Consider the following 10,221-nt stretch of genomic DNA (forward strand, 5'->3'; position numbering starts at 1 on the left):
ATTTATTAGGCAATATTATTTATAGAATAAAAATGGAGGTTAACAAATGAACAATCTGTTCCTTTACATGATAGATGAAAAATATTCTACAAGGGTTGCATATTTTTCTATGGAATTTGCAATTGATCAGGCACTAAAAACATACTCCGGAGGCTTGGGCTTCTTAGCAGGCTCCCATATGAGAAGTGCCAACCATAAAAAGCAAGCAACAATAGGCGTAGGAATGCTTTGGAGCTTCGGTTATTATGATCAAACCAGAAATGAAGATAATACAATGAAAGTCGAGTTTAGAAGAAAATTCTACTATTTCATAGAAGATACAGGCACGAGAGTAAAGGTCAATATAAGCGGAAAACCCATTACCGTGAAAGCCTATCTCCTCCCAGGAAATATATTCGAAACAGCTCCTATACTTTTGCTTACAACCGATACATTAGAAAACGACTTTCTATCAAGAACAATAAGCTATAAGCTTTACGATGCAAATGAGCAAACACGAATAGCCCAAGAAATTATTTTGGGTATAGGCGGGGTTAGGGTTTTAAAGAAACTCGGTATAGATATAGATGTATACCATTTAAATGAAGGCCATGCTCTACCTCTGGCTTTCGAGTTAATGAAAGACTATCCTGATTTAGAAGAACTAAAAAAACACATAGTCTTCACAACCCACACGCCAGAAAAGGCAGGTAATGAAGAACATGATATAAATCTTCTAAGCGATATGGGGTTTTTTGGCGAGTTGGATGCTAAACACATTCAAAACAAACTCAACTACCACGACAAAAACTTCTCCTTAACCGTAGCAGCATTGAAGCTTTCAAAGAGAGCAAATGCAGTATCAAAAATACACCACGGAGTTTCTAATAAAATGTGGTCATTTATTAAGGACAGATGTGAGATAGTTAGCATAACAAATGCCCAAAACATGCACTACTGGGCAGATAAACACCTACTTACATACCTCCAAGAACATGAAGACTACCAACTAATAGCATACAAAAAACATCTAAAGCATGTTCTTTTTGAGGAGGTGGCAGACCAGACAGGTAAGATATTCGACCCTAACACCCTAACCCTTGTATGGGCACGCAGATTTGTTGAATACAAACGGCCATGGCTTTTGATATACGACATGGAGAGATTTAGAAAACTTGTAAACAGCAAGGATTATCCTATTCAGATAATCTGGGCAGGCAAACCCCATCCAAATGATTACAGGGGTATAAGCATGTTCAACGAGATAGTTATGATGAGTAAAGAGTTCAAAAATGTTGCCGTCCTTACAGGGTATGAGCTAAAACTGTCAAAACTCTTAAAACAGGGTGCCGATATCTGGTTAAATACACCAAGGTGGGGTAGGGAAGCCAGTGGAACAAGTGGAATGACAGCTGCAGCAAATGCCGCTATTCACTTTTCTGTGGACGATGGTTGGCATGCTGAGTTTCAAAAAGATGGAATAAACTGCTTTACCATATTCCATGCAGATCCAAAACTACCTATAGCAGAGCAAGATAGGCAGGACTACTTAAGTATGATGGAAAAATTGGAAAATATTATTCTACCCATGTATTACAACGACGAAAAGCAGTGGATTAGTATAGTAAAAACTAGCATGACAGATGTTATGGCATACTTCGATTCATCAAGAATGGTGGATGAATACTATGAGAAGCTCTATAAGTTTGGGTTAGATTCTGACACAAAAAATGAAACGCTCAAAGGTAGCAAATCCACAGATATGAAGTAATTAAAATTAGAACAATCGCTGCAGAGTTGAGCTTTGTAATGCATAGGTCTTTTTTTACCCAAACCGTTATATTTTTCATCTTGACTGTTAAATATCTCAACCCACTCACCACCAAAGGGCAACCTTAAGGGATAATTATTCCATACCCTCCCCGAAAAATTACCAATTACAGCAACGATTTGCTCGTTTTTGTCAGCTTTTCTTAAAAAAGCTATAATGTTTTGAGGGGCGTTGTTTACATCAATCCATTCAAAACCCTTATTCTCGTTATCGTATTTCCAAAAAGCTGGGTTGTTTTTATAGATAGCATTCAAATCCTTTATTAGGTTTTGAACCCCTTTGTGGTGTGGATAGTCAAGCAGATGCCAATCCAAACTTCGGGCATAGTCCCACTCGCTAAACTGGGCAAACTCACCACCCATAAATAACAGTTTTTTGCCTGGATGGGACATCATATAGGCAAACAGTGCCCTTAGGTTTGCAAACTTTTCATCATACCCGCCAGGCATTTTATTAACTAAAGAGCCCTTCATATGAACCACTTCATCATGGCTTAAAGGCAGTATGAAATTTTCACTGAAGGCATACCAAATACTAAAGGTTAACTCATTGTGGTGATGTTGCCTAAATAGAGGATCGGTTTTGAAATACTTCAATGTATCATGCATCCATCCCATATTCCATTTAAAACCAAAACCCAGACCGCCCTCATGTACTGGCCAGCTAACCTTAGGAAAAGATGTTGACTCCTCAGCTATACTCATAACCCCATCAAACATAGAATAGACCGTTTTATTTAGCTGTTTTAGAAAGTCTATGGCTTCAAGGTTTTCCCTGCCACCGTATTTATTAGGTATCCATTCCCCGTCTTTTCTTGCAAAATCCCTGTATAGCATGCTTGCAACGCCATCAACCCTTAACCCATCTATATGATATTTTTCAAGCCAAAATACTGCACTACTTATAAGGAATTCTCTAACCTCATTACGTCCGTAGTTGAATATGGCGCTTCTCCACTGTGGATGATAACCAAGCCTTGGGTCTTTATGCTCATAAAGGCAAGTTCCATCAAAATTCAACAACCCATGTCCGTCGGTAGCAAAATGTGATGGAACCCAATCCAAAATTACACCTACACCCCCCTGATGCATAATATCAACAAATTCCATAAAATCTTGAGGAGTACCGTACCGTGATGTAGGAGCGAAATAGCCTATGGTTTGATATCCCCATGAGCCGTCAAAGGGGTGTTCCGTTATAGGCAGAAGTTCAATATGGGTAAAACCCATATCCTTAACATAACATAAAAGCTTATCTGCCAGCTCTTTATATGTGAGCCACCTGTTATTTTCTTCAACCTTGCGCATAAAAGAGCCTAAATGAACCTCATATATCGAAATTGGAGAATCAAATCTATTTTTTGATGCTCTATTTTTCATCCACTCACTATCATGCCAAACATACTCAAGGCTCCAGACAACGGAGGCAGATTTTGGTGGTGTTTCATAGTAGAAGGCTACAGGGTCGGCTTTTAGAAACTCACCACCAAATTTAGAAGCTATATAAAACTTATAGGTTTGCCCTTTCTTTACACCACTTACAAAACCCTCCCATATTCCAGAGCCGTCATCCCTTAAAACAAGTGGATCTTTATCTTTATTGTAGCCATTAAAATCCCCTACAACACTTACATATTTAGCATTTGGAGCCCATACGGCAAAATATGCACCATTTTTAAACAAGTGACATCCCAATTTTTCGTATATCTTGGTATGCGTTCCCTCTTTAAATAAATACACATCGTAATCGCTAAGCAATGATAGGCTATCCATTTTTCAACCTTTTATATATTCTAGCCCAAGAATACACATCAACATAGTTTTTGGCTGAGTTTTTCCAATCAAATCTAAGCTGCATTGCTCTTTTTTGCATGGCTGTAAAGTCTTTTTTATTCTCTTTAAAAACACTTATCGCCCATTTTACCGTATCAAACAAAGCCTTAGGTGTGGCATCCCAAAATTTAAACCCCCAACCTTCACCTGTTTTCGTATCGTAGTTTTTTACCGTATCATCAAGCCCACCCACAGCTCTAACAATAGGAAGTGTTGCATATCTCAGCGAATAAATCTGGTTCAAGCCACACGGTTCAAAAAGGGATGGCATTAAAAACATATCGCAACCAGCCTCAATCTTATGGGCAAGCTCATACGAATAACCGATAAAACAGCCAAATCTATCCCTAAACCTTGCTGCAATATTACTAAAAAACTGTTCAGCCCATAACTCACCAGCCCCAAGCAAAACAAAACCTACATCCAACCTTTTAAGCACATCCTCTATAGATGCAGCAAGCAATTCTATTCCCTTCTGCTTCACCAATCTACCAATAAAACCAATTAAAGGCGTATTATCATTTAAACTTAAGTTGAATATAGACACTAACTCCTCTTTGCATCTCTGTTTGTTTTCTAAGGAATCAATATCGTAATTTGACTTTATGAATCTGTCTGTTTTTGGATTCCATTGTTTGTAATCAACGCCGTTTAAAATCCCAAAGAGCTTAAAGCTGTGGGCTTTTATATGCTCATGCAGACCAAAACCAAACTGTGGAGTTTGTATCTCCTGCGAATATTTTTTACTTACAGTTGTTATAGCATCGGCCAAAGCTATTCCGCCTTTTAGAAGATTCAATCCCCCTAAGGCCTCAAACTCAAACGGATTGAAATGACTCCAATCAACATTCAAAAGACCAAACTTCTGCTTATCAAAAAAGCCCTGATGTTGCAGGTTGTGTATCGTTAAGACAACAGCAGAATCCCTAAAGTAATCGTCATGCCTCAACACAACACCTGCAGCGGCTGTCTGCCAATCATTCAAGTGAACTATATCGGGCTTAAAACCTATAGACTTTGAAAGCTCAAGAGCCGCTTTTGAGAAGAATATGAACCGCTCAGCATTGTCATGATAGGCTACAAAACCATCATCATACAGACCTTTCCTACCAAAGAATGCCTCATAATCTACAAAATATATATCCACATCACTATCTAAAAGTTTAGACTTAAAAGCACCAAACCTTAAAGTACTTTCTCCAAGCAATACATCGGAGCTTATTGGTATGTGCTCTAAAGTGTTTTTATCTATCACATAATATCGCGGCATAACAACAACGACATTATGACCAATTTCAGCTAAAGCCTTAGGTAAAGCATAGCCTACATCGGCAAGGCCACCGGTCTTTGCAAAGCCCTCAACCTCACTTACAACAAACAAAACATTAAGACTCATCGAATCTACCTTCAGCTAAGATTCTTGCACCCTCAAGTGAACCATCCTCAAGCTGGGATATCTCTATATTAACACCTTCAAGACTAACATTGAGTGCAAACTCTGGCAGCTTTTGTTTCACATAATTCAAAAGCCATTCATTAGATTTTATAATTCCCCCACCAAGAACAACAACCTCTGGATTGAATAGCGTTATAACAACAGAAACACCAAAAACTAAAGCTTCTTTGTATTGATCTGCTATCCATTTCAGCTCAGGGTCTAAGGATATCTCATTAAGTGTAAAGCCCTCATCGGCACCTTTGAGTTTTAACCATTTTTTTATGCCGCTTGATGATGCAAAAAGCTCTAAACAGTTATTCTTGCCACATCCGCATCTAAACGGGGCTTTCTTGTATGGTATATGCCCAAGCTCCAAAGCCAAGTTTCTAAAACCCCTTATGATCTTACCATTATCAACAACACCTGCTCCTATACCGCTACCAGAATAAACAACGGCAATATTTTCTGCATCAAAATAACCCGCCTCGGCAACGGCAGCACAATTTAAATCATTCTCAAGCATAACCTCTATGTTGTATTTGGAGCGAAAATAACCGCTAAAATCAAAACTGTTTGTTATATCTACATTGGGTGATGCAATGATAAAACCATCAAAAACCTGTCCTGCAAGCGATACGACCATCTTTTCTATGCCATATCTTTCTATCAATACCGACAAAAAACTAACTATATCTATATTTTTTGTAATTGCCTTGCCTCTAAACTCATCCTCTTCAATAACTGCAATATATCGGATATAGCTACCGCCTATATCAACGGCCAAGTAATTCTTCATATAGGCTCATATATTCTTTTGCTGTCCTAATTACGCCAAAATCGCATCCCATATTAAATTTTCTTATCTTGCTTAGTCTTCCTTTATCTTTATAAAGCCTTATCGCTTCTTCTAAGCTATCCAAAAGCTCCTCTTTTGTTTGGTTTTCATACACAAAACCCACTCCACATGTATTTGAATCTATAGGATGCACTGTTTGTTTAAGGCCACCTACGGAATGTACTACGGGAATAGAGCCATATCTGAAAGCAATCAACTGAACCAAACCACACGGTTCAAAAACAGAAGGCACAACTATAAAATCAGAAGCGGCATATAATCTCCTTGCAACTTGCTCATTATATCCATACAGAGCCACAAACCGATCAGATTTAATAGATTCAAACATCTCTTTATAATTTACACTACTATCGCCAAGCACTACGAAATTTAAATCGAGCTTTAAAATTTCATTCAAACTCTCATATAAAAAATCAACACCCTTCTGTTCAGTGAATCTACCTATAAAAGCAAATAGCGGCATATTGGATTTTAAGCCCAATTCGGACAAGAGCTTCTGCTTGTTGAAATATTTACCCCTTAGGTTATCTTTAGAAAAGCCTTTATATATCAATCTATCCTTCTGAGGATTAAACTCATCATAGTCTATACCGTTTAAAATAGCTATAATCTTTTCTGAATGGTTGCGTATAAAACCACTAAGTCCAAACTCAAATTCCCCAGATAATACCTCATCAAGATAGGCAGAACTTACAAAAACAACCCTATCAGAGAAGGCAATACCAACCTTGAGGAAGTTTAGCTTTCCATAGAATTCTGCATACTCATGGCTAAAATACTTTCTATCTATCTTAAGTATCTCAGGCTCAACTTCAAAAACTCCCTGGTAGGCGAGGTTGTGAATAGTAAAGGCAATTCTGCCATCAAAACCGGTCTGTTTTAAATAATATGCTGCTAAAGCCGTATGCCAGTCATTCAGATGAACAATATCAAAACTAAAGCTTTGAGCAATCTTAGCCACAGCTTCACTTAATAGACCAAAACGCAGGTGGTTATCGTCATAATCCTTGCCATTTTCTGAGTATATACTATCTCTATCAAATAGGCTATGTTTAACAAAAAAAACATCTAAACCGTAGAGCTTCTCTCTAACAACCTTAAGATTTTCATCTAAATCAATAACCTCACCCAAAATCTTGTCTTTGGCAAATCCATAGAGTGGCACAACTATAGAAACATCAACCCCTAAACCCTTTAAAGATTTGGCAAGGCCATAGACAATATCAGCAAGACCGCCAGCCTTTGCATAGCCAAATAACTCAGCCGAAGATAACAATACCTTCATTCTTCAAGCCCCCTTCTTAAAAATCCCGCCGCATCTTCAGGCAAAACGGGGTTTATATAAATACAACTATCAATCTCAAACCCACCAAGTCCGAACAATCTCGGTGTTATACTTATCTGAAAACGCCAGAATTCATGTAATCTATCGTAAAACCTTTCCGTTGCATAGGTTTTTTGCATAGGTGGAGTATTGAATATGAGGTTAAAGTCAAAATTACCAAGCTGCCTATAAAGTGAATTCATAATCTTCAAAAGAAGTTTAGCCAAATTGTTTAAGTTTTTATCGTTTAAATCCAATAAACTTACAAAGCCATTTTGTTTACTTATAATCGATACCTCAAATGCAAATCTCGAGGCAAACGGAGCAAATACTAAAAATTCATCATCACTATAAATTATTCGTTTAGCTTCATTCAATTCTCGTTGTATTACGCTATCGAACAAAGAACGGTTATTTCTTAAATGGTAATCAAATGCCCTGTTGTAATCATTAAGCTTGCTTTTTGGCACAACTGGCAAAGCAATTAATTGAGTATGAGGGTGCACTTGCGTTGCCGAGGCAGAAAATCCGTGATTTTTAAATATAGAAAAATAAACCATACGTTTGTCGTTGCGCAAATCTGCAAGTCTTAACCTCAGGGTATAAAGCCAATTGAAATATTCATCTTTACTCATCTTATCAAGTCTAAGTAGATGTCGTGGTGTATCTATTATAACCTCGTGAGCACCAAAACCATTATGAATCTCATATAATCCAGCCTCCTTACTACCAAATGGCGTCTCTATTTGGACAGCTTTATAAAGGTTTGGTATAACCCTAACCTTCCATCCAGGCATGTTCGGCTTATTGCTTCTTATTGCAAATATCTCAGGTGGAGTTAGATACTCCTTGCCCTCGCAAAACGGACACGCCTCTATCGTCTCATCTATCCTTGCCTCAACCACACCTGCATAGTAATTCGGTCTATGCAATCTCTCTGGAGCTACTAAAGAATACTCGTCGTGTATAACATCGTATCTTATCTCAGACATTTTCCACCCTAAATTCACCTGTTAGTTTTAAGTTTTGGACAAAATCCACCAAAACGGCAAATGTTACACCCTGAACTGTCAAATCAAATCCCTTCTCGCTTTTTGAAACAGTATACAAAGGCAGGGCGATAAGCTTAAAAAACTCAGACAAATTAAACCTTAGTATTTTTTTTGTAAAACCATCTTCTACAACGAAAGCCTTGAGTAATTTTTCGCTAAAGCCATCCTTAAACATCTGTGAGTTGAGCTTTATTCTTTCTAAACTTGCAAAATGCAGGTTTAACTCAAGAGCATAAATATATCTTTTTTTAGCCTCTGTTTTTAGTTCAATCTTAAAGCCAAATCCATTTTCCTTTGGGTAGTAGGTTTTTGCAAGCTTGGTATTGAATTTTCCATTATCATATATTCCACCGTCCCTTTTAAAAACTATCGCATCAGGTGTAGCGGAAAGTTCAAATGGCTGATTCGCAAAATCCGCATATTCCTTAAAACTGCACTTAAAAAGCGAATCAAAACTAAAACCTTCATCAGTTATGTGGTCTACGAAGGAGTTTTTTACATACCAATCATAAAATAATACATCCTTTAGGTTTTTATCTAATTTATCCTCTTTTGAATGAATTGTATCTATAGCCCCCTCATGCTCTTCTGCTTGAGAAACAACATGGTAAGCTTCCTTCCTGCGTGTTATAACATTTTGAAAATTAAACTGAGATTTTCTATCGTCAAATTCAATAAGCTGACCACCAAACCTACTATCAAACCTAAAAATAATATCTCTTTTTACACATTTTACCTCATCATATCCATCTAAATTCACATCGGCTATCTCTAAGGCGTCTTTTGAATACCTCAGATTCTCACAGTTTATCAGATACCGATACGCATTATCCCTTAAATTAGGCAAATAAAGGCCACCAAATATTCCATGCCAAAAAACATCGTTTGTCTGAAGCCTGTATAGATTATCCAGATAAACCCTGCTGTATAGTCTGTGTTTTGATAACTCAAGCATCCTCTTATGCAGTCTGTTCGATTCCTCATATTTGACAAAGAAATTCTTCCACAGCCCGCTCTTTATAAGTCTCTCTGAATCAAACCCAGCCTCAACTAAAACAGTTTTAGCCGCTTTTGAGGTAAGAACATCATCGTAGAACATACTCCATTGGCCCATTTCAGCGTATGATACATTTGGAAGATAGATAAGACCTTTTGGTCTTTGACTTTCAAAAAATTCATAAAAATGAGTAGTTTCCACCTTTTGCTCATCCAAAAGCGCTAAAAACTCCTCAAGCCACCCTTTTTCATAAACCCACTGATACGTCTCAGGCCACAGACCAAACTTTTCTAAATCATCATACACAACGGCAACATCTTTACTTTTTATTAAGTCAATTGCCTCCTTAGCTTCAAAAAAGGGTAGGGCATAGCGCAACTGCCTTGATATAGGAAAGACGCCCAAAGTTTCACCATCAAATTCAGTTAAATAGTAGCCTTCAAGTTGCTCATCCTTTAATCCAGCCATAATAAAATGGTAATCGTCAACGGTAATGTAGTCGATTTTGCTTTTCTTTATCTCAGGTATTATGCAGTTATCCCAAACCCTTTCTGCAAGCCATAACCCCTTTGGACGCCTACTGAATTCCTTTAGTATAAACTCGTTCATTCTTTTTATCTGACCAATCCTATCCTTTGATGGTATTGACGGCAAAACGGGCTCATAGAACCCACCACTAAATATCTCAACCCTGCCACTATCTATTAGCTCGCTTATAAGGTAATAAATTTCAGTATAATCATTTTTCAGTTTGCTTAAAAGCCAACCACTGCAATGGAGAGAAAATTTAAAACTATCAAATTTAGAAACCGTTTTAAAGAACGGATAATAACAGAGCTTGCAAGCTTCATCTATTGCCTTATCGAAATTATCTACAGGTTGATGCATGTGTAAACCAAATAGAAGCACAAT

At 37.5% G+C, this 10,221-nt stretch carries 7 protein-coding genes; 1 reads left to right on the plus strand and 6 read right to left on the minus strand.

Features of this window, described 5'->3' with window-relative positions; all coding sequences use genetic code 11:
• Positions 1 to 46 precede the first annotated feature (46 nt).
• Positions 47 to 1,750 carry an alpha-glucan family phosphorylase gene (gene glgP / locus HIPMA_RS04910; RefSeq protein ID WP_013681962.1) on the plus strand — a complete coding sequence of 568 codons (1,704 nt, stop codon included), beginning with the start codon at positions 47 to 49 and terminating at the stop codon, positions 1,748 to 1,750.
• Here glgP and glgB read toward each other — a convergent pair.
• The 6 genes from glgB to HIPMA_RS04940 are packed head-to-tail and all read right to left on the minus strand — an operon-like array spanning position 1,678 to position 10,218.
• Complete coding sequence (gene glgB, locus HIPMA_RS04915; protein ID WP_013681963.1) at positions 1,678 to 3,582, minus strand: 1,4-alpha-glucan branching protein GlgB; 1,905 nt, start codon at positions 3,580 to 3,582, stop codon at positions 1,678 to 1,680. The two genes, glgP and glgB, sit on opposite strands and share 73 nt — an antisense overlap.
• Positions 3,575 to 5,038, minus strand: a complete 1,464-nt coding sequence (locus tag HIPMA_RS04920; RefSeq protein WP_013681964.1) for a glycogen synthase — start codon at positions 5,036 to 5,038, stop codon at positions 3,575 to 3,577. The genes glgB and HIPMA_RS04920 overlap by 8 nt, the downstream gene beginning before the upstream one ends.
• Positions 5,028 to 5,876 (minus strand): ROK family protein, encoded by an 849-nt coding sequence (locus HIPMA_RS04925; protein ID WP_013681965.1) that lies wholly within the window; start codon positions 5,874 to 5,876, stop codon positions 5,028 to 5,030. Before HIPMA_RS04925 ends, HIPMA_RS04920 begins: the two co-directional genes overlap by 11 nt.
• Positions 5,854 to 7,221: a glycogen synthase gene (locus HIPMA_RS04930; protein WP_013681966.1), complete on the minus strand. Its 1,368-nt coding sequence runs from the start codon at positions 7,219 to 7,221 to the stop codon at positions 5,854 to 5,856. Before HIPMA_RS04930 ends, HIPMA_RS04925 begins: the two co-directional genes overlap by 23 nt.
• Complete coding sequence (locus HIPMA_RS04935) at positions 7,218 to 8,252, minus strand: galactose-1-phosphate uridylyltransferase (protein ID WP_013681967.1); 1,035 nt, start codon at positions 8,250 to 8,252, stop codon at positions 7,218 to 7,220. The genes HIPMA_RS04930 and HIPMA_RS04935 overlap by 4 nt, the downstream gene beginning before the upstream one ends.
• The gene (locus tag HIPMA_RS04940; RefSeq protein ID WP_013681968.1) at positions 8,245 to 10,218 is read right to left on the minus strand and encodes an alpha-amylase/4-alpha-glucanotransferase domain-containing protein; all 1,974 of its coding nucleotides are present in this window, start codon (positions 10,216 to 10,218) and stop codon (positions 8,245 to 8,247) included. Before HIPMA_RS04940 ends, HIPMA_RS04935 begins: the two co-directional genes overlap by 8 nt.
• Positions 10,219 to 10,221: the final 3 nt, after the last annotated feature.

Source organism: Hippea maritima DSM 10411, assembly GCF_000194135.1.
In the GTDB taxonomy this organism is placed as follows: Bacteria; Campylobacterota_A; Desulfurellia; order Desulfurellales; family Hippeaceae; genus Hippea; species Hippea maritima.